The organism is Paenibacillus sp. AK002, from assembly GCF_053903045.1.
In genome coordinates this window covers 4,037,418-4,060,773 of the sequence record NZ_CP096377.1, presented here as the reverse complement: position 1 = coordinate 4,060,773, position 23,356 = coordinate 4,037,418, and the positions used below count along the sequence as shown (strand labels likewise).

Genomic DNA, 23,356 nt, shown 5'->3' with positions numbered 1-23,356 from the left:
ACGCCATTAATGTTTCCCTGCAACAACTTTCTTATCCATGGACAATTTGCAAGGATTTTATCAACACTTTTCTGATTGCTCAAGATCAGCAGGATGCTTCTTATAGGTGTGCGGCAAAAAAAAGGATGACTCCCTTTCGCTGGGAGCCATCCTTTTCAGTATTAATGCGGGATGTTCATTTCTTGCAGGTGAATCTTCATCCACAACCAAACCATTCATCGGCTTCATTAGTGAACTTGGTGAAGCCTGCTGTACGCACCGCCGGAGTGAATCAATTCCTGATGCGTACCCTGCTCGGCAATGCCTTCCGAATTGACGACGATAATTCGGTCCGCGCTCTGAATGGTGGTCAGTCGGTGAGCGATCACTAGCGTTGTTCTGCCGACGGACAGCTCGGCCAAGGACTTCTGGATTTGCGCTTCCGTCTCCGTGTCCAGTGCCGAGGTGGCTTCGTCCAGAATCAAGATCGGCGGATTCTTCAAGAACATTCTCGCAATGGACAGACGCTGCTTCTGGCCGCCGGACAGCTTAACCCCGCGTTCTCCGATGACCGTCTCCATGCCGTCCGGCAGGCTTCGGATCAGTTCATCCAGCGAAGCGCGCCGTGCGGCTTCCCAGATTTGATGGTCGGTTGCATTCAAGTCGCCGTAGGCGATATTGTCCCGGATCGTGCCGGAGAACAGGAACACATCCTGCTGCACGATACCGATATGCTTGCGCAGGTTTTGCAATTTGATATTCCGGATGTCGATCCCGTCCACCGTGATCGCACCCTGATCCACGTCATAGAAACGGGGGAGAAGGCTGCAGATCGTGGTCTTTCCAGCACCGGACGGCCCGACGAACGCAACCGTTTCTCCGGCACGGATCGCAAGGGAAATGTTATTCAGTATCGTTCGGGAAGGCTCGTACCCGAAGGTTACGCCTTCGAAGCGGATATCTCCCCGTACCGATGAAAGGGATACGGCATCAGGCACATCGGCGATCTCCGGCTCGGTATCCATGATTTCCAGGTAGCGTTTAAAGCCGGCAATGCCTTTGGGATAACTCTCAATGACCGCGTTGATCTTCTCGATCGGACGGAAGAAGATGTTGGAGAGCAGCAGGAATGCCATGAATTCGCCCATCTCGATTTTGCCTTGAATGAAGAACCATGCGCCGCAGATCATCACGAAGACCGTGATCAAACGCATCAGCATATAGCTGACGGACGTGCTTTTTGCCATCGTTTTATAAGCCAGCAGCTTGGTGGCGCGGAACTGCTTGTTCTCTTCCTGAAACAGCTTATTCTCATGCTCTTCGTTCGCAAACGATTGAACCACGCGGATGCCGCCGACATTGTCTTCGATGCGGGCATTGAAATTCCCCACGTTTCGGAACAATTGACGATAAGTCGTGGTCATTCTGCCGCCGAACTTGATGATCAGCCATGCCATCAGCGGCACGATGATAAAGGTCAGCAGCGCAAGCTCCAGGTTGATGTAGGCCATCAAGGAGAAGGAACCGAGCAGCGTCATGACGGCGATGAACACGTCTTCCGGGCCATGGTGGGCCACTTCGCCGACGTCGTTAAGATCGTTCGTGATACGGCCCATCAGGTGGCCGGTTTTGTTGTTATCAAAAAAGCGGAAGGATAACTTCTGTATGTGGGAGAACATTTTCTCCCGCATGTCCGTCTCGATGTTGATGCCGAGCATATGTCCCCAATACGTCACGATATACTGCAGCGCGGTATTTAGCGCATAGATGGACAGCAGGACGATGCAGGCAATCAGGATAAGCGGCCAATCCTGGCTCGGCAGCAGCTCGTCGATGAATTTGCTGACGGCAAGCGGGAAAGCAAGCTCCAGCAGTCCCGCAATGACGGCGCACGTAAAATCCAGAACAAACAGTCCCTTATAGGGCCGATAGTATGAAAAAAACTTTCTAATCAAAAATCATCACGCTCCAAGTCCTACCTCTGTCATGGTTATTGGTTTATGAATGGCCTGGGCCATTATTGCTGGCCGTCCTGAGACTGCCTCGTATCATACAATTCAAAAGCCTGAATGTACTCCTGAATGATCTGGTCCACCGCTTTCAGCTCTCCGCTGACCACGTCCCGAATGGCTTGCAGGTCCGGATCATTGACCTGTTTCTTCAGGGTCTCCCGCTTCACAACCAGGTTGTCCAGGAAAGAGAGCGCACGCCCCCGGCGGAACGTTTGCGCCATCTTCCCGCCTTCCCTGCCGCCATGACCTTCCTCGCGCCGTCTTCCGTGCCGTCCGCCGTGCCGGTGACTGCCCCGGTCGCTGTCCCGGTCGCTGTCCCGGTCGCGATGCTCCGACCGACTCTGGCCCGGCGTATTTGGTTCCTCTTGTCGCATGTAACCAACCTCCTTCAACATCAAATGTATACGTTTGTATACCATTACTCGTGATTGTATACGTTTGTATACAGTTCGTCAATCCATTTTAGTGAAAAGATTGGAAAATGAAGGAGATCGTAAGAAGATATGCTATGATGAGAGTTAGCCGCCCGGTTGATCAGGATGGTTTGATTACGCACGCCGGGATCGGGATGAACATGGGAAGGGAGCTGTACATAATGAGTGATCATAATCATGAGTACTGGATGCATCAGGCGATTGCAGAAGCCCATCGAAACGTTCAGCACGTGGAAGGAGGTCCTTTTGGGGCGATTGTGGTTAAGGATGGTCAAGTGATCGGCAGGGGCCGGAATTTGGTTACTGCGCTGAACGACCCTACCGCTCATGCCGAGGTGCAAGCCATACGGGAAGCCTGCCTGCATTTAGAGGATTTTCAATTGAAAGGTTGCACGATCTATACCAGCTGCGAACCCTGTCCGATGTGTCTGGGGGCTATCTACTGGTCAAGGCCCGATGCCGTTTATTATGCAAGCACGAAGCAGGATGCGGCCGAGATCGGGTTTGATGATCATTTCATATACGATGAAATCGCCATGCCGATGGATCAGCGTTCCATCCCCATGAAGCAGGTTCGGACAGCGGATTATTTGCTGCCATTCCAAGCGTGGAGCTCTGCGGAGCGCAAAATTGAATATTAATCGTAAAAACCGGGCTCCCTGCTAGGGAAGCCCGGTTTATTGTTATTTATCGATAGGGATACCGAAATAAGTATGAAGCGCTTCGGCATATTCCTGTGGATTTCCCGGTTTAAAGGTGTGGACGCCGCCGGACTTGTAGATTCTGAACTCGTCGTCATCCACGGTGTTTCTGCCTTCAGCGGTACGTATGGATACCCGGGCCGTTTTATTAAACGGCGAATCGGGGGCATGCTCGCACCAGAAGGAGGTGGTGATGAAATCTTTCGGTAAGTTAGGTTCTTCCGTAAAAGAGAAGACCGGATCCCAGGCATCTTTTTTCCACTCCTCGAGCATCCAGCCATAAGCCTCGGTCTGAACCAGCCGATAGGTTTCGTTCCCCTGGGTTTGCTCCAGGCCATCTACCAGCTCCAAAGGGTGGCGAGGTCCGGCGCCACCCACTCCGACGTCGGCAATATATCGCTGCTCTTCGATATCCACCTGCAGGATATGGTGCCGCCGCTTAGCAGGCGTATCGGTCTCATCCCGCCAGAAGCGACCGAAGTAATGAGTGACCTGAAAGCCCAGTTCCTGCAGCAGCCAGCCAAACAACGCATTGAGCTCGAAGCAGTAGCCGCCGCGATGGCGGGTGACGATTTTATCGTAGAGATGGGGAACATCCAGGGAAAGCGGAATTCGGTCAAGGATATCGAGATTTTCATAGGGGACGGTATGCACATGCTGCTCCTGCAGTCTGGCGAGCATATAAGCGCTGTTCACAATCGGGCCCGTATATCCAATACGGTCAAGATACCGGTTAACATCCAGGCCATGTGTCGGGTTACTCATTCGATCACCGCATCTTTCGTAAATTGTCAGCTTGGTAGAAGTAAGCCGTATATAATTATATACTTTATATCATAAAATAGAGCTTTCTAATAGAGAAGGAAAAGGAGGCGAAGCGGTATATGACCATGGATGTCCAGGCACTCCGGGCAGCTGCAGGAACGATCACCTTCATACCTGAGCATTATGAACTTGTTATGGAGGATAACACCCCTAAGGGGTTCGATGAAAAAGAGAGAACGTTTATTTGGGAGGACCCTCATTCCGAGAACAGCCGAATTGAGGTTTCATTAAGCCTGGAGACCGGTCAGCTGATGAGGCTTCAAATCGATCAAGAACGTGATGACACAATATGGGGAAGCGCGATAGAGGCAGGACGCACCACAGAGCAGGCAGCGGACATAGCTAAAACCTTCATGATCCGGCATCATCCGAATTATGCAGCGCTTACCTGGATTCGATCAGAGATCAAACGAAACTATGTTGAGATTGAGTTTAGGGCAGAAACCGGCGGATTGCCGCTGCCGCGCTCCGGTTGTGAGATCCGCCTTGACGCCGATTTCAATATCGTGCTTTACAAGGCGGAAGAATTCCCGGGAATGGAGCTGCCGGTTTGGCCGGACAGGCTCGTTAGTGCGGAGGCTGCGAAGCAAAGGATCCTTCAAGATATGGAGATGCAGCCCATCATAACCACACTGTATCCCTCTATATATGACATGGAGGGGGAAGAAGATCAGCATCGGCTGGTTTATGAACCGATTCAGGGGCGTCGTAAGATCGATGCCGTTACGGGTGAACCCTTACATAACCTGCAGCATGATTTGCTGCCGCCGACTGTTCCAATCACGCCTGCGGATCCCGGTAATTTAGATAACGTCTATCCCGTTAAGCCTGTTCTCCCATCAAGGACCGGAACCGAACATTCAAGCTCAGATGAAGATTCAGATTTAATTCCGTTCTGGGAGGCCCAGCTGGGCATTGATACGGAGCGGTATGTTCTGGATAAGCCTAGGGGGGACGATCAAAACCTGATTTTATTGTACTTTGACAAAAGCGATATGAACCAGGATGAAGCGGATCAATCGGCGACCGATCCGTTATCGGTGGACCGATATTTTGAACGGCGGTGGGGAAAAACGCTTCGCAATCTTCAGGCAGCTTACATGATACATATAGATAAGGCCACTGGCAGCTTAGAGGCGTACCATTATAAACCGGAAAGCTCCGGTGGAGAGGCGGTGCTTACTCGAGAGCAATGCTGGGAACGAGCAGAGCTATTCTTGCGAAGATTTTTTCCGTCATACGCCAAGTATTTGCGGTTGGAAGTGAAATGGGATTTGGAGGCCGGGATAACGGACAGTGAGCAAGAGGGGGATGAGGGCGAAGCTGAGCCGCGGGATCGGGAATTCTTCCACTTGCCGCTATATATCGATCAATACCGGGTACGTCTGGAGCGTGTAAATATTTGCGTAAGCACGATTACGGGAGAAGTGCTTTTGTACCGCAGTGTGTCTTATGAGAAAATCCGTGAGCTGGAGGCTTGCGGGTTTAAGGCTGCGGTTTCTGCGTCATCGGCGCTCGCACGATATGCGGAACAGCTGGATGTGTCGCTCAGGTGGTATATGGATGGTGACGACGGCACGGCCCACTACCGGTTAATCTATGATCCCGTGTATAAGAGACGAGCAAAAACAGGAGTAAGCGTATCAGAGTATCTTTTGGAATTTATTGATGCCGTTAGCGGAGAATTGATATGGTCCAAATTATGAGCCATTGAGCGATGCTGAATCGTTGGCATGGGTAGTACCAGGAATGACAGTAGGTTTATTGAGATAGATGCACAGGGCCAGCGCAAGTCCCTAGGGTGTCAGAGCATCATATGAGGGCAAGTGGGCTGCTGCTGTGTCTGAGATCCAACGGATGTATTAAGCTAATATTATGCAACATAAAAAGGGTGTCCCTACAGCCGCTACTACGGTGAGGGACACCTTTTCTTAAGAGATTAGAGAGCATGAATTTCAGAGACGTACCACATCTTTAGCTTGCAAGAAAACAGCCGCTGTATGCGGTCTGCCTACTGGGAAAGCATGTCGATAGCTGTTAAGCGATTATAACGGATCAACTCCTGCGCTACCCGCAGGTGCAGTTTAATACCGGCTTGCGCGCGGCCGTCGTTTCGTCGAGTCGCTTCACAACCGTGGTGTAAGGGGCGTTAATGACAACGTCCGGCGTAGATTCGGCTTCTTTTGCGATCTGGATCATCGTGTCGATGAAACCGTCCAGCGTTTCTTTGCTCTCCGTTTCGGTCGGCTCGATCATAATGCATTCCTCCACGTTAAGCGGAAAATAGATGGTTGGCGGATGATATCCGAAATCGAGCAGCCGCTTGGCAACGTCCAGGGTTCGCACACCGTACTCCTTCAGCTTTCTGCCGGACAGCACGAATTCGTGCTTGCATAAGCCCGGGTAGGCTACTTCGTAATAAGGAGCCAGACGATGCATCATGTAGTTGGCATTCAGCACGGCGAGCTCGGACACGCGGCGAAGTCCTTCCGGTCCATAGGTGCGAATATACGCATAGGCACGAACCAAGATGCCGAAGTTGCCATAGAACGCCTTCACGCGGCCGATCGACTGGGGACGGTCGTAATCCCAATAGAAGGTGCCGTCATCGCGCTTGGACACGATCGGTTTCGGCAGGAACGGGATCAGCAGGCTTTTCACGCCGACAGGGCCTGCGCCGGGACCGCCTCCGCCATGGGGTGTGCTCATCGTTTTGTGCAGGTTGAGATGGACCACGTCAAAGCCCATGTCGCCTGGTCGGGTAATTCCCATGATGGCGTTGGAATTGGCTCCGTCGTAGTACAGCAGACCGCCGGCGTCGTGCACGATTTCCGCAATTTCCACGATCTGCTCCTCAAACAGGCCAAGCGTGCTCGGGTTCGTCAGCATCAGGGCCGCCGTATCCTCACCAACGACGGCGCGGAGGGCATCCAGATCCACCATGCCCCGCTCATTGGATTTAATCGTGATCGTGTCGTAACCGGCTACCGTTGCGCTGGCCGGGTTCGTGCCGTGAGAGGAGTCGGGTACGATGACCTTGGTGCGTTTCTCGCCGCGGCTCTCATGGTAGGCGCGAATCAGCATCAGCCCCGTCCATTCGCCATGGGCACCCGCAGCCGGCTGCAGCGTTACTTGATCCATGCCGGTCAATGCCGCCAGGTCGTTCTGCAGAGTAAACAGCAGCTCCAGTGCGCCCTGAATGCTTTCCTCAGGCTGGTACGGATGAATCTTGGCAAAACCGGCAAAACGGGCAACGTCCTCGTTGATCTTCGGGTTGTATTTCATCGTGCATGACCCGAGCGGATAGAAACCGTTATCGATGCCGAAATTCCGTCGCGACAGCTCGGTATAATGACGGATGACATCCACTTCGTATACCTCCGGCAGTTCGGCCGGTTTGCTGCGCAGCAGGCTCTCCGGTATGAATGAAGCGGCGTCGGTTTCCGGTACGTCGCATTCGGGCAGGGAATAGGCGACGCGGCCGGGCTTGCTGAGTTCAAATATCAAGGCTTTTTCCGGTTTCATACAATCGCCTCCAATTCACCAATAAACTGGTCGATTTCTTCCTTCGTCCGCCGTTCGGTCACGGCGATCAGCATGCATCCATGAAGCTCAGGGTACGTAGAGCCAAGATCATAACCGCCGATATAACCGGCCTCCAGCAGCTTCGAGTTGATCTCCTTCACGTTGGTTCCATCCGGCAGCTTCACTACGAATTCATTGAAGAACGGAGAGCTGAATGGGAGGGACAAGGAGCCCTTGGCGACAAGGTCGGCAGCGTAATGGGATTTGCGCACGTTCAGAAGCGCTGCCTCCTGCATGCCGGCTTTACCCATCGTAGACATATAAACGGAGGCACACAGCGCGAGCAGCGCCTGGTTCGAGCAGATGTTCGACGTTGCTTTTTCCCGGCGAATATGCTGTTCCCTTGCCTGCAGCGTCAGCACAAAGCCGCGTTTGCCGTCCTTATCGACGGTTTGACCCACGATCCGGCCGGGAATGCGGCGCATCAGCGGCTCGGATACCGCAAAGAATCCGCAGGTCGGCCCGCCGAGGGAGGCGGGAATGCCGAGCGGCTGGGCATCACCGACAACGATGTCGGCCCCAAGCACGCCAGGGGATTCGAGCAGCCCAAGCGACAGCGGGTTTACGCTCAGCACGAGCAATGCTTTTTGATCATGAACCAAGGGCTCGATCGATCTCACGTCCTCAATGCAGCCGAAGAAGTTCGGCGATTGCAGAAGCACGGCTGCCGTGTCATCCGTAACGGCAGCGGCGAGCGCATCCGGGTCGGTAACGCCGTTAACGATGCCGACTTCAACGACTTCCAGATCGAGGCCGTGGGCCGAAGTCAGAACGATCTCGCGGGCTTCCGGGTGAACGGCTCGGGAAATAACGATTTTCTTTCGTTTAGTTGCCCCGCTGGCAAGCGCCGCTGCTTCAGCCAGTGCCGTGGAACCGTCATACATGCTGGCATTGGCTACTTTCATGCCGGTCAATTCGCAGATATAAGATTGAAATTCAAAGATCGCTTGCAGCTCGCCTTGGCTGATCTCCGGTTGGTAGGGCGTGTAAGCCGTATAAAATTCGGAACGGGAAATCACATGATTGAGGACGACGGGAATGTGGTGGTCATACAATCCGGCTCCGAGAAAGCTGGTATACCGGTCGAAATCGGCATTGCGGTCCGCCAAGCGGCGCGTATGCTTCAGCAGCTCCGGCTCACCCAGCCGTTTCGACATCGGGAGGACGCCGTTGTATCGGACGGATTTAGGGATATCGGCAAACAGGTCTTCGATGGTCTCTGCTCCGACGGCGGCAAGCATGTCGGCCTGATCTTGATCTGTCATTGGCAAGTAACGATGCTTCATGATAAGGCAGCTCCTCTTTTATAGAATGGTGTCTTAACCACTTTGGCTTTTAATTTCTTACCGCGAATCTCGACCCATACCTCGGAATCCAAGCTTGCATAAGGGGTTTCGATCAAAGCCAATCCAAGATTTCGCTTGAGCGAGGGAGATTGAGTACCGCTGGTCACTTCACCGATCGGTTCACCATTGCCGTTGAATACAGGGTAATGGGACCGCGGGATACCGCGATCAATCAGCTCAATGCCAACCAGCTTACGCCGCACACCGTCTTGTTTCTGCTGCTGAAGCGCTTCCCGTCCGATGAAATCGCCGCTGTCCAGCTTCACGAAATAACCGAGGCTGGCTTCAAGAGGTGAGATCGTGCTCGAAAGCTCCTGCCCGTACAATGGCAGTTTCGCCTCGAAGCGGAGCGTATCGCGTGCACCAAGTCCGGCCGGAATGAGTCCATGGTCTTCCCCTGTGGTTAACAGGCCTCTCCAGATATCCGGCGCATCCCCGGCGGAGCAATAGATTTCAAAGCCGTCTTCACCGGTATAACCGGTCCGTGAAAGCAAGGCGGCATGGCCGCATACTTGCGCGTTCTGGATAAAATGGAAGGAGGGGAGATCGCCGAGCGTCTCCGAGGTTGCCTTCGACAAGATGTTCTCGGCGGCAGGTCCTTGGAGTGCAATCAGTGCCGTCTCCGCGGATACGTTCCGGATGGCGACATCACCTGTGACGTGTTCATGAAGCCACTGAAGATCCTTATCGATGTTGGATGCGTTCACAACCAGCATGAATCGATCCGACGACAGTTTATACACAAGCAGGTCATCGACCGTACCGCCGTTGTCATCACACATTAGCGTATACTGGGCCTGACCGACCGAAATTCGGGTGACGTCATTCGTGGTCATGTTCTGGATGAAAGCTTGGGCGTCTTGTCCGCTGATCATAAATTCACCCATGTGGGAGACGTCGAACAGGCCGGCGTGCTTGCGCACGGCTTCATGTTCTTGCACGATGCCGGAAAATTGCACGGGCAATTCCCAGCCGCCGAAATCGATGCAGCGAGTAGAAGGAAAATCGGAATAAAGCGGGTAAAGCGGTGTACGTTGTAATGAACTCATCTCTTCACCTCTTTAATTGGCATGGTCAATCGGGAAACACCAAAAAAGGACAGACAGAAGGATAACAAGCCGTGCCCAAAAAGCCCGCTCGTTGCGTAATCCTTCTGCTCTGTCCTTTGTACCTGAGAGTTACCCCACATGTCATGTTAGTATTGTGTCAAGCGTGTGTGAGTTTCCCCGTGGGTGATTCCTTATTCAGAATTCTCTCCAGAGGTGCGTCCGGTAAAGGTCCTTTTGCCTGAGAGATTCACCGTGATCCGGCTTACTCCTTCGGCGCTACCTGTCAGTCTGTCGGTAATCTCTCCCAATACCATCATCCGCGTGAAACATATTGAGTTGTCATCTTCCTACGTTCTTGTGATTATTATAAACGTGTCTCTCCATAAAGTGTCAACCTTTATTTCATCAAAAATAGGATCATGTTTAAAATTTTTGTTAGAAATCTTGACATCGACTCGTCCCTGTTTTATTCTGTGGGAGAATAAGCCAACCGAATATGCGAATGACGATGGATGGGAGAGACCGCTAACGAGTTGGAGATAACCCGTGCGGCACCGAAGGAGCAAACCGTTATGCCTGCCGGGCTGACGAGTAATCTCTCAGGTAAACGAACCGCCATCCGACGCAGCTCTGGAGAGTGCGCAAGCCACCCAAGGGGAAAGATCGAACCGTTAAGAGGCGGCCGATCACAAACTCTCAGGTACCGAGGACAGAGAGAAGGCGAAAGCCTTTTTTCGCGTCCTTTTTTTCATTCACCTTAATTTCATTTTTTAAGAAAAGAGGAGTATTCGAAAATGAGCGAAATCAGAGAGAATTTGGTGTACAGCGACGATCATGAATGGGCATTGAGGGTTGATGGAAATGTGGTGCGCGTCGGTATTTCCGATCATGCGCAGTGCCAGCTGGGCGATATCGTATTCGTAGAGCTTCCCGAGACGGGCGCTGCGGTTTCCGTAGGCGATAGCATTGGCACCATTGAGTCGGTCAAAACCGTTTCGGAGCTGTATTCCCCTGTTTCCGGAACCATTACGAAAGTGAATACCTCCTTGGAAGACCAGCCTGAGCTTGTGAACGGAGAGCCGTACGAAGGCGGATGGATTATGGAGGTAGAGGTGGAAGGTGATCTGGCCGAAGCACTAGGCAAACTGCTGACCGCGGATGCTTATCGTGCCAAAGTGGATTAGGAATCGTAACATAACAATAGCATCACATAGCATAACGGCTGCGACACGTAACGAGAATTACGGGTCGCAGCCGTTTCCATTTGTCCATTCATTCGAGGAACCATGCCACGCTTTATCCTGAGCTTGATGCCATGCGGCGCGACATGAAACGTGTCCGGAGCTCGGGCAGATTCACGATCAGAATCCCGCCGATAATGAACAAACTGCCTAGGACCGAATAAAGTGAAATCGTTTCGCCGTACAGAAATGCACCGAGTCCCAGTGCGATGATCGGCGACACGAAGAGCCAGGTGGACGGGAAAAAGGCATTCGTCGCTTTTAGCAGCCAGGCATACAGGCTATGGCCCAGCATCGAGCCGACGATTGTCAAATATAAGACGGATCCTATGGCAGGCATCGTTGTCAGCCCAGTCCATTGCCCGCGTTCACTGAACAAGGATAGAAGCAATAAAGCCAAGCCCCCATGCATCATCTGCACCGCATTGATCGTAATCGGCGAGATATCCGGCATGTCAAAGGACAGTTTGCGGGTAGCAAGCGAGCCCACGCTATAACCGATTTCGCCTATAAGGATGACCATGCAGCTCAGAATCCAGATGAGGTCGCTCCCAATCGCCAGCTTGGGCATGATGAGCACGCACACGCCCGCAAATCCGACCGCGCAGCCCCAGTAATCGCTGCGCCGGGCTTTTTTCCGCATGACAACGGATTGAATCATCAGGATCATCATGGGGCCCGTAGCCGACAGTATGGCGGCAATGCCAGAAGCTACATGCTGCTCGGCCCAATACAGCGTCGCAAACGTCAGAAACGTGCTGGTCATCCCGATCAGAAGGAATTCCTTACGCAGGAGCAGGCTCGGTTTTGCCTTGCGCTGCAATATCATCCATAGGAAGATGAAGGCGCCCGCCAGAAGAAATCGAAGCCCCGCCGAGAGGAATGGCGGCAGCCCAGCCTCCACGCCGATTTTAATCGCGAGAAACGTGGTACTGAAAATGGCGCACATTAATAAGTAGTTAAAAATAATCATGCTGCATCCTCCTTTTTCTATACTATAATAGGTAGTTAATAGAACAGATTCGGGTCTGCTAGAACAGATTCGCCTGCAAATAGATCAGGGGGAAAGAACGGATGAAGCTTTCGATGATGGATGAAAAGGCAGGAAAAGGAACATTGCAGCAGCTGGTTTACGATACCGTTACGAAGGGCATTGCAACAGGGGAGTGGAAGGAGTCTGACAAGCTGCCGTCGGTTAGGGTTATGGCGGAGCGTTTGAAGGTTCATCGATTAACGGTATTGAAGGCTTATCAGCAGCTCCTAGAGGATGGCATCGTGGAAGTTAAATATAAATCAGGGTATTATGTGGCAGGTAAGGCAGAAGACGTTTCGGCGGAATCCCTTGCATTCAGCCCGCCTTGGGAATATCAGGCCAGATCGCTGTACGTCAATCGCAGCCGCTTGTCCGACATCCACAGGCATCAGGTCGATTACCAGATGTCGGAAGCGCTGATCGATCCTGCGCTGCTGCCGAATGCATTCTTGTCCAATCACGTCAAACAAGTGTTTGACATGTATCCGAAGGTATTGAGCACTTATTCTTCGGTGTCCGGAGATTTGGAGCTGCGCGAGGAAATGGCCCGGTATTTCATGGAGAAGCAGGGCATAGCGGTTCATCCGGAAGAACTGCTGATTACGACGGGATCCCAGCAAGCGATTGATCTGATTTCGCGTTCGCTCGTCAAAAGCGGAGATGCTGTATTGATCGAACGGCCGACATACAGCCCGGCGATTGATGTTTTTGTTCAGCAAAATGTCAATCTGCTCCCCATCGAGATTACGCCGCAAGGATACGACCTGGAACATATCGAATATATGATGCGGACGGAGAAGCCGAAGCTGTTCTACATGAACCCGACGTTTCAAAACCCGACAGGATATACGGTACCGATAACGCAGCGCAAGGCGCTGGTTGAACTAGCCGAACGATATGAATGCATTCTGGTGGAGGATGAGGTTTATCACGACATTTATTTTGGAGATCCGCCGCCGCTGCCCTTTTTTTATTACGATACCGAGGGCTACGTCATTCATATTCGAAGCTTCAGCAAATATGTTGCCCCTGGCCTGCGGATATCGGTCCTGGCCGCTCGTCCGGAGCTGATGAAGGTAATCGTACCGGTCAAGGCTCTTTCGGACAACGGTACGCCCTTGTTGACGCAAAAGATCTTTCAGCATTATTTCTTCTCCAGCAGGCTGCAGGAGCATGTGGCCAAGCTTCGGATTGCGCTGGAGCTTCGAAAAACGAGGATGGAGAACCTGCTGGCGGCTACGGATTGGAGCTGGAGCAGCCCGGGAGGCGGCTTGAATCTATGGATACGGCTGCCGGAAACGATCAACGTGGATGCGTTATTGCAGCAATGCTTGGCGGAATCGGTAGCGTTTGTTCCTGGGCGGATATGCGATCCGCTGGATCGGATGGAATCGTGGATCAGGCTCAGCTACTCTTATATCAGCGAAGTTCAGCTGGATGAGGGAATACGTCGCCTCGTTGAGATATCGGACCGTGTGAAGCAGGATTAGCGCAACATATTGGCATGATTTCAAGGATGAATCGGACATCAAAGAGAGTTTTTATGGGGCTTGCTGATGAAGAGCAGTCAGTTTCCCTAAAAAGGTTGGCAGTCATGTCACAAAAACAGCCCCATTCTCGTGTTATGTGCAAATCGCATAAACCAAAGGAGATGGGTTGTTTTGATAAAGGATTTCACATGCGTTGTCGTAGGTGGAGGCTTTGCCGGCATACATGCCCTCAAAGCCATTCATAAAGGCTGCCAGAAAGGGCTGAACGGAAGAAAGCTGCGATTGTTCCTTATCGATCAAGGGTCCGCCCATGTGCGGAAAGTGCTTTTATTCCGCCCTGCCGTAAGCGGGGATAGCATAACCGTCCCGTGGGAACAGGTCATGCCGGAAGGCACCCGCTTCATACAGGGCAGCGTGACTAACATTGACAAGGAGAGCAAGCTGCTGAACTTGGAAGACGGCAGAGGGCAGGGGCATAGGATGGAGTATGATGTCCTTGTGATGGCGATTGGAAGCGTCGTGCGCCAGGCAGCACCGGAACAAGGCGGCATATCGCTGACAGGCATGGAAGCGGCGGAACGTATCCGGGAACGCTGGCAGTCTAATCTTAGGCTGGCGGCAGCAGAAACGGATGCGCAAGAGAAGCAGCGGTTGATGAGCATTGCCGTTGCCGGTGCAGGCATTACCGGAATCGAGACGTCGGCCGAGCTGATTCACGCGATGCGGGCTGAGGCGGGTAAGCTCCGTTTAGACCCGGCACATATTCGGGTGCATCTGTTCAATGCTCAGGATCGCTTGTTCCTCGAAGGGCCTGCCAAAGTAGGGAAACGGCTTGAACGATATCTAACCGAGCTTGGCATAGTCCTTCATCAGGGGAGAAGAGCGCTAAAGGAGGAACAGGGGCAGCTTCATTTTCTTGAAGGAGCTCCTATCCCTGTCGGCCTTACGGTGTGGACGCTTGGTCTGGCTCCGAATCCCGCCCTGCTTAGCCTGGGGCTGCCCGTGACGGCGGACGGGCAGATCGTTGTGGATGAAAGCTACCGTGTCAAGGATGCGCCGGGAGTATACGGCATTGGCGATTGCGCGCATGTGGTCGATTCCGTAAGCGGTGCCGCAGACCGGATGACATGCAAGGAAGCGATTCCGCAAGCGGCGCGGCTTGGCGGCATCGTGCAGGCGGATGTAACCGGAACCCCAGCCGCCAAGCACAGGAGCGTAAATGAAGGGTATACGGTTGGATTGGGACCCGGACACGGCCTGGTGTGGTCACGTGCCTGGGGAATGGATCTGATGATCACAGGAAAGCTGGCTTACAAGGTCAAAACGTTCATGTGGAATTATTCCAGCATGGTTCGTTAGATAAGGGACAATCCAGCTTGAAAGGATGAAAAGACGGTATGTTAGAGCTGTATGAACAGTATAAGGGTCTTCTGTTTCATCTGGCGTATCAAATGACCGGAACGGTTACGGATGCAGAGGATGCGGTACAGGATGTGTTCGTGAAGGTCCAAAGCCTTCCCATCAAACAAATGCGGGAGCCCAAAGCCTATTTGTGCAAAATGGTGACGAATCGCTGTCTCGACGAGATCAAGTCAGCCAGAAATCGGAGAGAGCAGTATTTCGGTCCTTGGCTTCCCGAGCCGATTCCGGAATCCTACAGCGAGACCTATGAGACCGTCGAGAACCAAGAGCTGCTCTCTTATGCCATGCTGGTTCTGCTCGAACGGCTGTCTCCCTCGGAGCGGGCCGTATTCGTCCTGCGGGAAGCGCTGGGATTCGATTACCCGGAAATCGCCGGGCTGATCGATAAAACCGAGGCCAACTGCCGCAAGCTCATGAGCAGGGCAAGAGGAAAAATGGGGATCACGGAGGAGGACCTGATTGGCGTAGGGTCCGTCGAGGAGGAATGGGTAAACCGATTCTTCACGGCCCTGTCCGAGGGAAACGCCGAACATGTCCTGTCCCTGCTGGCGGACGATGCCGTCCTTCTGTCCGACGGCGGCGGTAAAGTGATCGCCGCGACAAGGCCGGTCGAAACCCGGGAGCGGGTTGCCCGTTTTCTTAGCGGCATTCTGCGCCAAGCACAGCTGGAGGATGGTGTTGCGCCGGAGATCGAGGTCAGGGAATTGAACCATCAAACCGGGGTTGTTTTCCGGCAAGCCGGGAACGTAACGGGCGTCGTTTTCTTCAATATCCGGAATGGATTGCTGCAGGATATCTATATCGTGAGAAATCCGGATAAACTGACAGGGATTTAAGCCATTACAGTTTTACATTGCGGCCGACCTCTGAAGAGGGAGGCTGCTTTTTTTATTGGCAAGGGAAAGACGTTGAATGTCCCGGCGCTAAGCCTGCAGCTCGATTGCATGAGCTTTTTATGAAGGTCGCATGAAACTGGATTCGTATTCCATATTGCAGGGTAATTAGATGACGGGTTCGCAAGCGGATCTGTTACCAAGGGAAACACTCGTCAGAGACTCATCTACTACATACCAGGAGGTTCCGATCATGGACAATTCAAATTCCAATTCGAATGTCAACAACAGCAACAACAAGACGAGCAAGGACCAACAGCTGGAACAATTTACGGTAGACAATGATGGTAAGAGCTTGACCACGAACCAGGGACTTACGGTCTCTGAGGATGAGCATTCGCTTAAGGCTGGCGAACGCGGTCCGACGTTAATGGAGGACTTCCATTTCAGAGAGAAAATGACGCATTTCGACCATGAGCGAATTCCTGAGCGCATTGTGCATGCCCGCGGTTTTGGAGCCCATGGTTATTTTCAGTTATATGAATCGATGAAAGATTATACCAAAGCCAAATTCCTGCAGGATCCTTCCGTCGTGACGCCCGTATTTGTCCGGTTCTCGACGGTGGCGGGCTCCAGGGGCTCAGCCGACACCGTGCGGGACGTGCGGGGTTTCGCAACTAAATTTTATACGGAAGAGGGCAACTATGATCTCGTTGGCAACAACATGCCTGTATTCTTCGTACAGGATGCGATGAAGTTTCCCGATTTCGTTCACGCGGTAAAGCCTGAGCCTCATAACGAGATACCGCAGGCGCAGTCCGCTCACGATACGTTCTGGGATTTTGTAGCTAACAACACGGAAAGCGCGCACATGGTGATGTGGGCGATGTCCGACCGTTCGCTTCCGCGAAGCTTCCGAATGATGGAGGGCTTCGGCGTGCATACCTTCCGTTTTGTGAACGAGGAAGGAAAGGCGCATTTTGTGAAATTCCACTGGAAGCCCGTGCTGGGCACTCATTCTCTCGTGTGGGACGAAACGCAGAAGCTGGCAGGAAAGGATCCCGACTTTAACCGCCGCGATCTATGGGATGCCATCGACACGGGGAACTATCCGGAATTCGAATTTGGCGTTCAAATGATCGGGGAGGATGAGGAATTCAATTTTGATTTTGATATCCTCGATCCGACGAAGATATGGCCGGAAGAGATCATTCCGGTCAGAATCATCGGAAAAATGACGCTTAATCGCAATACGGATAATTTCTTTGCGGAGACGGAACAGATTGCATTCCATCCGGGCCATGTCGTGCCCGGCATCGATTTTACCAATGATCCGCTGCTGCAGGGACGTCTGTTCTCCTATACCGATACGCAGCTGTCCCGTCTGGGCGGGCCGAATTTCCATGAAATTCCGATTAATCGTCCGATTGCGCCGGTTCATAACAACCAACGGGACGGAATGCACCGCATGACCATCAATAAGGGGCCGGTCAGCTATCATAAGAACGGCATTGCGGGCAACACGCCCAAGCCCGTTCCAGCCGAGAGAGGCGGCTACGAGCATTATACCGAGAAGGTGGAGGGTCGCAAAGTTCAAGCGCGAAGCGACAGCTTCAAGGATCACTTCAGCCAGGCGGCTTTGTTCTGGAACAGCATGTCCGAGGTGGAGAAGCAGCATATCGTATCCGCATTCCAGTTCGAGCTTGGCAAAGTGCAGCGGAAGGAAATCCGCCAGCAGATCGTCGACCTGTTTGCAAATGTGGACAGCGAACTCGCGACAAGAATTTCGGAAGGGTTAGGAACCATTCCTCCCCAAACCAGCGGCTCCGCTTCCAAAGACTCCTCTCCGGCTCTCAGCATGATGAACACCGTGAAGCTCCCGTTAACGCGAAAGGTGGCTGTGCTTGCAGGCAATGGATTTACGGACGAGCTTCCGTTCGTGCTTGCGCAGCTTCAGCAAGCCGGCATCATCACCGAAGTGGTTAGCCCGAAGCTTGGCGTCATTACAGGCAAATCCGGCGGAGAACTGGAAGTGAAACATTCACTCCTGGGGGCGGATTCGGTGTTATTCGACGCGGTGCTTGTCGCGGGCGGGGCGCTAAGCGTGTCAGAGCTCCTGACGGAGCAGAAGGTGCTGGACTTCATCAAGGAAGCTTATCAGCATTTCAAACCGATCGCGGCCATCGCCGAAGGCATGAATCTGCTTCCGGCGGCGAGCGGTGAAGGGATCGTGGTCGCTCAAGAGAATGAGGATTCGAAGCTGTTCGGACAAGCCTTCATTGATGCGATTGCGGCCCATCGCCATTGGTCCCGAACCATCTAAGAGGAATTGCCCTTGAATATATAGATCAGCTGCGCTATAATTCCCCTTAATCAGTGGCTTAAAGTGAAGGGGATTATGACATGAACAGCATCAAATCGAATCAACTTCATCATCACAAGCAGCGTTAGCACGCCTGTAATTCTACAGGGCGGGCTAACGCTGTTCGCGTTGGCCTCCCTGCCGCATACCAAGCGCGCGGGACCATGAGGTCCGGCGCGTTTTTTATTTTCTCGGGACGAAAGGATGAGCAGCGATGCAGAACGTAAAAGGGACATATGATTATTTTGGACAGGAACAGGCTGTAAGGAGAACGGTGCAATCGACGCTTCGCGAAGTGTTTGAATGTTACGATTACGCGGAGATGGAGTCAACCATCCTGAATGAATTGGAACTGCTGTCTTCCAAGTACGCTGGAGGAGAAGAAATACTCAAGGAGATGTATCAGCTGACGGATCAGGGAGCCCGACAGCTGGGGCTGCGCTACGACCTGACGATACCGTTCGCCAAGGTGATCGCGCTGAACCCTGGCATCAGTCAGCCATTCAAGCGATATGAATTGGGGAAGGTATTTCGGGACGGCCCGGTCAAAAGGGGCAGATTGCGGGAGTTTCTGCAGTGCGACGTCGATGTGGTGGGGGTTGCGGGTCCGGAAGCAGAAGTGGAGCTGATGCAGCTCGCAGCCGAGGTGTTCCGAAGACTTGAAATTCCGATCGTCCTCAGGTGGAACAATCGTGGCTTTCTGGGTGAACTCCTGGGAGCTATGGGTGTACCGGCCAACCTAAGTTCGTCCGTCATGCTGACACTGGATAAGCTGGACAAGATCGGGAGGGAAGGGGTTCGGAAAGAGCTCGCGGATAAGGTGATTGATCCGGAGATTAGTCGCCGTATCCTGAGCTTCGTAGATCTCAAGGAACCGACGTTTGAGCAAATTACCAGAACATACAACCTGGAGCCGGGGCGGGGCGCGCGCGAAGTTCAAATCCTGCAAAGCCTGCTGCAGCGTGTCGGTTTGCAGGACGTCTGCGTATTTGATCCGTTTCTTTCCCGGGGCTTGTCGTTTTACACGGGAACCGTTTACGAAATTTACGACGCGTCCCATGCTTTTCGTTCAAGTCTGGGCGGAGGCGGCAGATATGACGCGATCATCGGGCAGCTTGTTGGACGGGAAGATATGGCATATCCGACGGTAGGGCTTTCGTTCGGCATGGAATCCATCATGGAGATGCTTCGGGACCGGGTGGTTGAAACGAACAGGCCACACGTTGTGGTCATCCCGATAGGAGATGCTGTCCCGGAAGGATTGATGGCTGCTGCGGCACTTCGGAATCGCGGGATTCGTACCCGATTGGCTACCTTGCGGCGCAAATTGAAAAAGACCTTAGCCTCCGTTTCGGCCGAAGGCATCCCTTATGCCATTCTGATCGGCGAAGATGAAGCGGCGGCTGGCGTGCTTCGGTTGAAGAACATGTCCGACGGCATGGAGCTTACATTAAAATTAAAGGAAGCGGAGGAGTTCATAAGCCGGAACTTGATGGCTTGATATGAAACGAAGGGCTTCTGTTATGTAATAAGGATGTGCGGTTTAAGGCTAACGGTTTAGGGCGAATAGAGCCGTTCTTTTTTGAATATAATGGATTTCTACCGAAAAGGTACTCGCGCTCGAAACGATCTCCAAGTAGAATAAACGTATTGGATTTTACCAAGGGGGGAGCGGATCGCAATGCTGTACGAACAATTTTTCATGCTGCACCGGAAGCTTGCTGTTAACGCTCCAGTCCATACCGCAACGGAAGTGACGCTTGAGCAGATTGCCGACACGCTTTATTGCACGACGCGCAACGCGAAGCTCGTTTTGCGCAAGCTCGAAGAGAAGGGCTGGATTCTATGGAAAGCCGGACGCGGGCGAGGAAACCGGTCCAAGCTGACCTTTCAAGCGGATCAAGCAGAGCTGCTTCAGGAAGCGGCACAGCAGCTCGCGGAAAAAGGGGAATACAAGCAAGCCTTTGAGCTGCTTCGTACCTACGGACAAGGCATTCGGACCAACGACTCCTACGTGGAGTGGATGAACGGGCATTTTGGCTTTTGCAAGGAGATGAAGGAAGGGGAGGAAGAAGCCAGGGATTCGCTGCGGCTGCCGGTATATCGGCTGATCGAAACCTTGGACCCCGCCGAGTGCTATTACAGTTTTCAAGCTCATATGATCCAGCAAATATTCGATCGATTGGTGGTATACGATAAAGCAAAGGATCAATACATGCCTGTGATTGCGCATCATTGGGAGAGCAGCGAGGATGGAACGAGCTGGACGTTTCATCTTCGTAAAGGGATTCTGTTCCATGACGGCAAGGAATTAACGGCCGAGGACGTAAAATTCACGGTGGAGCGCTTGGGTCAAGATCGACGGAATGCTTGGATCGTGCGTGAACTGCACAGCGTAGAGGCGGTGTCGCCCCGCGAGGTCCGATTTATCCTGAATAAGCCGAATCGGATTTTTATCCGGTTTCTCAGTTCCATATGCATGTCCATCCTGCCTAAACATCTGCTGATTCACGATGAAGAACAGTTCTGGAGGCTTCCTGTCGGAACGGGGCCTTTTCAGGTGGAGGAATGGACCGAGGAAAGGCTGACCATTCACGCGAATGCCCACTATTATCAAGGGCGGCCGCATTTGGACAGCATCCAAATCATTATGATGCCGGAAGATGCCGAGCACTGCAACGTCAGTTGGGAGCGGCTGCTGCAGGATTCGGAGCAATTCGGTCATGGCGGCGACAATCATGCTGTGGATATCATAGAATCCTCCGAAGGCTGCACGACGTTGATTACATGGAATATGAAAAAACAGGGGCCGTTTCAATCCGTCGAATTTCGCCGCGCATTCAATCTGATCCTGAACCGTTCGGAGATGATCCGGAAGCTGGGCGACAATCGTCTTTATCCGGCCAGAGGGTTCATTATGGATGAACAAGCGCCTTACCGCAAAGACCGTTATGATCCCGAGTTCGCCAAGTCGCTGCTGAGACAGTCGGGTTACGACGGTTCCCCCGTCATCATGGCAACGCTGGCCAATCATATCAAGGATGCCGAATGGATCCAGAATCAGTGTGCTTCCGTTGGGATTTCATTGATGATCCGGGAGATACGTATGGATACCATGCTGCACCCCGACGTGGTGAACAGTATGGACTGCATTTTGCACGGCTTAGTTCTTCCGGGCGAAGAAGTATGCATCATCGAGAATTACGAGCAGGAGGGCAGCATTGTCAAAGAGTTCCTGGATCCGTCCCTGCAGGATTGGGTAAAAGAATGCATCGATGACGCGCTTGCCAGCGAACGGTGCGAGGAGCGGTTGAGCATCTTATCGAACATTGAGGAGAGGCTGCGGGAGGAAGCGCATGTATCATTCCTGATTCATACGAAATTCTTCGCAAGTTTACATCCTTCATACAAGGGAGTTGTCATTAATAATCTAGGATGGCTGGATTTTAAGCAGATCTGGCGGGCGTGATTCCCGTAAAAAAAGAGCAAGCGCGTACAACGGCGCTTGCTCTTTTGGCTTATAAGGATTTTGAATGGGTTTTTCGTGATCTCCGCTTTCGAAAGAACCCGTAAAGCTTATCGATAAGTCGAAGATTCCTCGCATTTAACTCCGATTCACCAACACCGATCTCATCATGAATAATGAATCTTCCTTGACGATCCAGTTCGTCCCAATGTGCTTGCCGATATTCATTTAGCTTCTCCAACGTATATATATCGTTATTCATGGCAACCTCCCTATCAGACATTCAGGATCTCGTGGTAACTTACGTAGAATGTCTTGATAGTCTCATTATGGAGGTCAACCGAGCTTGTAAAAAGTGTAAACCTCGGCAGTTGAATTTCCCCTTTTCATGAACGGAAAGACTGCCGTAGGAACCAGATCACACTTTATTTTCTTTATGAGAGATGGCGCTGTTCTCAATCTGGATGGTTGAATGCTCTATGTGGAATCGACTTTCCAGAAGATCAATCGCTTGTTGAAGGATTTCATAACCAGTCACGTCATCCTTTACGACAAGATGGCAGCTCAAGGAGTCGAAATTGGACGTAATCGTCCAAATATGGAGATCATGGATGCCCGTGACTCCTGGAATGGACAGCAGGGATTTCGTTACCTCATCAGGGTTAATCGCTGCAGGTGCACCCTCCATCAGGATATGAACGGTATTCTGTATAATTCTCCAGGCGCTTTTCAGGATCAAGATCGAAACCAGAATGGAAATCATAGGATCTGCAATATACCATCCAAATGCAATCATGAGAATCCCGGCGACAATAGCACCTACGGAGCCAAGCGCATCGCCGATGACATGAAGGTAGGCGCTTCGCAGGTTCACGTTGTTCTTCACATCGCCCATCCGCATCAAGAACCAGGCACTCAGAAGATTAGCCAGCAAGCCGATGGATGCAATGAGCATCATGCTGCCGCTGGCAACGGCCGGCGGGTCATCAAAGCGTTGAATCGCCTCCCAGACGATAAAGCCGGCGATGACAAACAGGGCGACGCCATTTAATAGTGCTGCCAGTATTTCGAAACGGTAAAAGCCGTAGGTCTTGTTCGGCGATGAGGGCTTTGCGGCAAACCATAAAGCGACCAGACTAAGTAGCAAAGCGCTGGCATCGCTTAGCATATGGCCGGAATCGGATAACAGGGCCAGACTGTTGGTAAGCAAGCCTCCCACAAATTCTAGAATCATAATGCCGAGCGTGATGATCAAGGCGATGGCAAGACCTTTCTTATTCCCTGAGCGGGCGTGATCATGGTGACTGTGGTCATGACCGTGCTGGTGGTTGTGATGGTGCATAATCGAAAACTCCCTTCAGATAACCATAAGAATGTTGAACGAATGATTCAAAAAGCTGAGTGAATTTTTATATGAACACATGCTCATATACAATGTTATTTCAGACTTCCCCTGTTGTCAAGTTTTTCCGAAAAGTTAGGTCATTAAAATTATTTTTCACTTGCTCATTTATCTAGTATGCTTAATGGGTGGTTCATTCAATGTAAAGAGTTTAGGCTCAAAATCGATGGAACAAG

General features: G+C 52.1%; 17 protein-coding genes and 3 riboswitches. Of the genes, 9 read left to right on the top strand and 8 right to left on the bottom strand.

Going from position 1 to position 23,356, the window contains the following annotated elements:
* Positions 1-227: 227 nt before the first annotated feature.
* The gene (locus M1D70_RS17820) at positions 228-1,934 is read right to left on the bottom strand and encodes an ABC transporter ATP-binding protein (RefSeq protein ID WP_456287530.1); all 1,707 of its coding nucleotides are present in this window, start codon (positions 1,932-1,934) and stop codon (positions 228-230) included.
* A gap of 62 nt (positions 1,935-1,996) precedes the next feature.
* Entirely contained in the window at positions 1,997-2,365 is a 369-nt protein-coding gene (locus tag M1D70_RS17815) for a hypothetical protein (protein ID WP_009593751.1), read from the bottom strand.
* Between the two features lie 221 nt (positions 2,366-2,586).
* Here M1D70_RS17815 and M1D70_RS17810 point away from each other — a divergent pair, with 221 nt between their 5' ends.
* The gene (locus tag M1D70_RS17810) at positions 2,587-3,066 is read left to right on the top strand and encodes a nucleoside deaminase (RefSeq protein WP_015735860.1); all 480 of its coding nucleotides are present in this window, start codon (positions 2,587-2,589) and stop codon (positions 3,064-3,066) included.
* A 42-nt stretch (positions 3,067-3,108) separates the two neighbouring features.
* On the opposite strand, the gene M1D70_RS17805 is transcribed toward M1D70_RS17810, so the two are convergent.
* Positions 3,109-3,891 carry an arylamine N-acetyltransferase family protein gene (locus M1D70_RS17805; protein WP_456287529.1) on the bottom strand — a complete coding sequence of 261 codons (783 nt, stop codon included), beginning with the start codon at positions 3,889-3,891 and terminating at the stop codon, positions 3,109-3,111.
* Positions 3,892-4,010: 119 nt separating this feature from the next.
* On the opposite strand from M1D70_RS17805, the gene M1D70_RS17800 reads away from it, so the two are divergent.
* Positions 4,011-5,657: a DUF4901 domain-containing protein gene (locus M1D70_RS17800; RefSeq protein ID WP_456287528.1), complete on the top strand. Its 1,647-nt coding sequence runs from the start codon at positions 4,011-4,013 to the stop codon at positions 5,655-5,657.
* 361 nt (positions 5,658-6,018) lie between these two features.
* Here M1D70_RS17800 and gcvPB read toward each other — a convergent pair whose 3' ends face one another.
* From gcvPB to gcvT, 3 genes are read right to left on the bottom strand one after another with little or no spacing between them, the layout of a single operon-like run.
* Positions 6,019-7,476 carry an aminomethyl-transferring glycine dehydrogenase subunit GcvPB gene (gene gcvPB / locus M1D70_RS17795; RefSeq protein ID WP_456287527.1) on the bottom strand — a complete coding sequence of 486 codons (1,458 nt, stop codon included), beginning with the start codon at positions 7,474-7,476 and terminating at the stop codon, positions 6,019-6,021.
* Positions 7,473-8,822 (bottom strand): aminomethyl-transferring glycine dehydrogenase subunit GcvPA, encoded by a 1,350-nt coding sequence (gcvPA, locus tag M1D70_RS17790; protein ID WP_456287526.1) that lies wholly within the window; start codon positions 8,820-8,822, stop codon positions 7,473-7,475. Before gcvPA ends, gcvPB begins: the two co-directional genes overlap by 4 nt.
* Positions 8,819-9,931 carry a glycine cleavage system aminomethyltransferase GcvT gene (gene gcvT / locus M1D70_RS17785; protein ID WP_456287525.1) on the bottom strand — a complete coding sequence of 371 codons (1,113 nt, stop codon included), beginning with the start codon at positions 9,929-9,931 and terminating at the stop codon, positions 8,819-8,821. Before gcvT ends, gcvPA begins: the two co-directional genes overlap by 4 nt.
* 107 nt (positions 9,932-10,038) lie before the next feature.
* Positions 10,039-10,144, bottom strand: a riboswitch (glycine riboswitch).
* 3 nt (positions 10,145-10,147) lie between these two features.
* Positions 10,148-10,248, bottom strand: a riboswitch (glycine riboswitch).
* 185 nt (positions 10,249-10,433) lie between these two features.
* Positions 10,434-10,556: riboswitch (glycine riboswitch) on the top strand.
* Between the two features lie 169 nt (positions 10,557-10,725).
* Between gcvT and gcvH the strand changes: the two genes are divergently transcribed.
* On the top strand, positions 10,726-11,115 hold the full coding sequence (gene gcvH / locus M1D70_RS17780; RefSeq protein WP_456287524.1) for a glycine cleavage system protein GcvH: 390 nt from the start codon (positions 10,726-10,728) through the stop codon (positions 11,113-11,115).
* Between the two features lie 112 nt (positions 11,116-11,227).
* Here the strand turns inward: gcvH and M1D70_RS17775 are convergent, their stop codons facing one another.
* Positions 11,228-12,145 (bottom strand): DMT family transporter, encoded by a 918-nt coding sequence (locus M1D70_RS17775; RefSeq protein WP_096774153.1) that lies wholly within the window; start codon positions 12,143-12,145, stop codon positions 11,228-11,230.
* 101 nt (positions 12,146-12,246) lie between these two features.
* Here M1D70_RS17775 and M1D70_RS17770 point away from each other — a divergent pair, with 101 nt between their 5' ends.
* The 6 genes from M1D70_RS17770 (at position 12,247) to M1D70_RS17745 (ending at position 21,781) form a co-directional block, all read left to right on the top strand.
* Positions 12,247-13,695 (top strand): aminotransferase-like domain-containing protein, encoded by a 1,449-nt coding sequence (locus tag M1D70_RS17770; RefSeq protein WP_456287523.1) that lies wholly within the window; start codon positions 12,247-12,249, stop codon positions 13,693-13,695.
* Positions 13,696-13,866: 171 nt separating this feature from the next.
* Entirely contained in the window at positions 13,867-15,054 is a 1,188-nt protein-coding gene (locus tag M1D70_RS17765) for an NAD(P)/FAD-dependent oxidoreductase (protein WP_456287522.1), read from the top strand.
* A 38-nt stretch (positions 15,055-15,092) separates the two neighbouring features.
* Positions 15,093-15,953: an RNA polymerase sigma-70 factor gene (locus tag M1D70_RS17760; protein ID WP_456287521.1), complete on the top strand. Its 861-nt coding sequence runs from the start codon at positions 15,093-15,095 to the stop codon at positions 15,951-15,953.
* Between the two features lie 250 nt (positions 15,954-16,203).
* Positions 16,204-18,273, top strand: coding sequence for a catalase (locus tag M1D70_RS17755; RefSeq protein WP_456287520.1), 2,070 nt, complete (start codon positions 16,204-16,206; stop codon positions 18,271-18,273).
* A 253-nt stretch (positions 18,274-18,526) separates the two neighbouring features.
* Positions 18,527-19,813 carry a histidine--tRNA ligase gene (locus tag M1D70_RS17750; protein WP_456287519.1) on the top strand — a complete coding sequence of 429 codons (1,287 nt, stop codon included), beginning with the start codon at positions 18,527-18,529 and terminating at the stop codon, positions 19,811-19,813.
* A gap of 180 nt (positions 19,814-19,993) precedes the next feature.
* On the top strand, positions 19,994-21,781 hold the full coding sequence (locus M1D70_RS17745) for an ABC transporter substrate-binding protein (RefSeq protein WP_456287518.1): 1,788 nt from the start codon (positions 19,994-19,996) through the stop codon (positions 21,779-21,781).
* A gap of 415 nt (positions 21,782-22,196) precedes the next feature.
* On the opposite strand, the gene M1D70_RS17740 is transcribed toward M1D70_RS17745, so the two are convergent.
* Positions 22,197-23,120, bottom strand: a complete 924-nt coding sequence (locus tag M1D70_RS17740; protein WP_456287517.1) for a cation diffusion facilitator family transporter — start codon at positions 23,118-23,120, stop codon at positions 22,197-22,199.
* Positions 23,121-23,356 lie beyond the last annotated feature (236 nt).

Bases quoted from the DNA above. Each gene is read 5' to 3' on its own strand.
- M1D70_RS17805 (WP_456287529.1), bottom strand. From the start codon at position 3,891: ATGAGTAACCCGACACATGGCCTGGATGTTAACCGGTATCTTGACCGT.
- M1D70_RS17810 (WP_015735860.1), top strand. From the start codon at position 2,587: ATGAGTGATCATAATCATGAGTACTGGATGCATCAGGCGATTGCAGAA.
- gcvH (WP_456287524.1), top strand. From the start codon at position 10,726: ATGAGCGAAATCAGAGAGAATTTGGTGTACAGCGACGATCATGAATGG.
- M1D70_RS17745 (WP_456287518.1), top strand. From the start codon at position 19,994: ATGCTGTACGAACAATTTTTCATGCTGCACCGGAAGCTTGCTGTTAAC.
- gcvPA (WP_456287526.1), bottom strand. From the start codon at position 8,822: ATGAAGCATCGTTACTTGCCAATGACAGATCAAGATCAGGCCGACATG.
- M1D70_RS17740 (WP_456287517.1), bottom strand. From the start codon at position 23,120: ATGCACCATCACAACCACCAGCACGGTCATGACCACAGTCACCATGAT.
- M1D70_RS17770 (WP_456287523.1), top strand. From the start codon at position 12,247: ATGAAGCTTTCGATGATGGATGAAAAGGCAGGAAAAGGAACATTGCAG.
- M1D70_RS17800 (WP_456287528.1), top strand. From the start codon at position 4,011: ATGACCATGGATGTCCAGGCACTCCGGGCAGCTGCAGGAACGATCACC.
- M1D70_RS17750 (WP_456287519.1), top strand. From the start codon at position 18,527: ATGCAGAACGTAAAAGGGACATATGATTATTTTGGACAGGAACAGGCT.
- M1D70_RS17760 (WP_456287521.1), top strand. From the start codon at position 15,093: ATGTTAGAGCTGTATGAACAGTATAAGGGTCTTCTGTTTCATCTGGCG.
- M1D70_RS17815 (WP_009593751.1), bottom strand. From the start codon at position 2,365: ATGCGACAAGAGGAACCAAATACGCCGGGCCAGAGTCGGTCGGAGCAT.
- M1D70_RS17755 (WP_456287520.1), top strand. From the start codon at position 16,204: ATGGACAATTCAAATTCCAATTCGAATGTCAACAACAGCAACAACAAG.
- gcvT (WP_456287525.1), bottom strand. From the start codon at position 9,931: ATGAGTTCATTACAACGTACACCGCTTTACCCGCTTTATTCCGATTTT.
- gcvPB (WP_456287527.1), bottom strand. From the start codon at position 7,476: ATGAAACCGGAAAAAGCCTTGATATTTGAACTCAGCAAGCCCGGCCGC.
- M1D70_RS17775 (WP_096774153.1), bottom strand. From the start codon at position 12,145: ATGATTATTTTTAACTACTTATTAATGTGCGCCATTTTCAGTACCACG.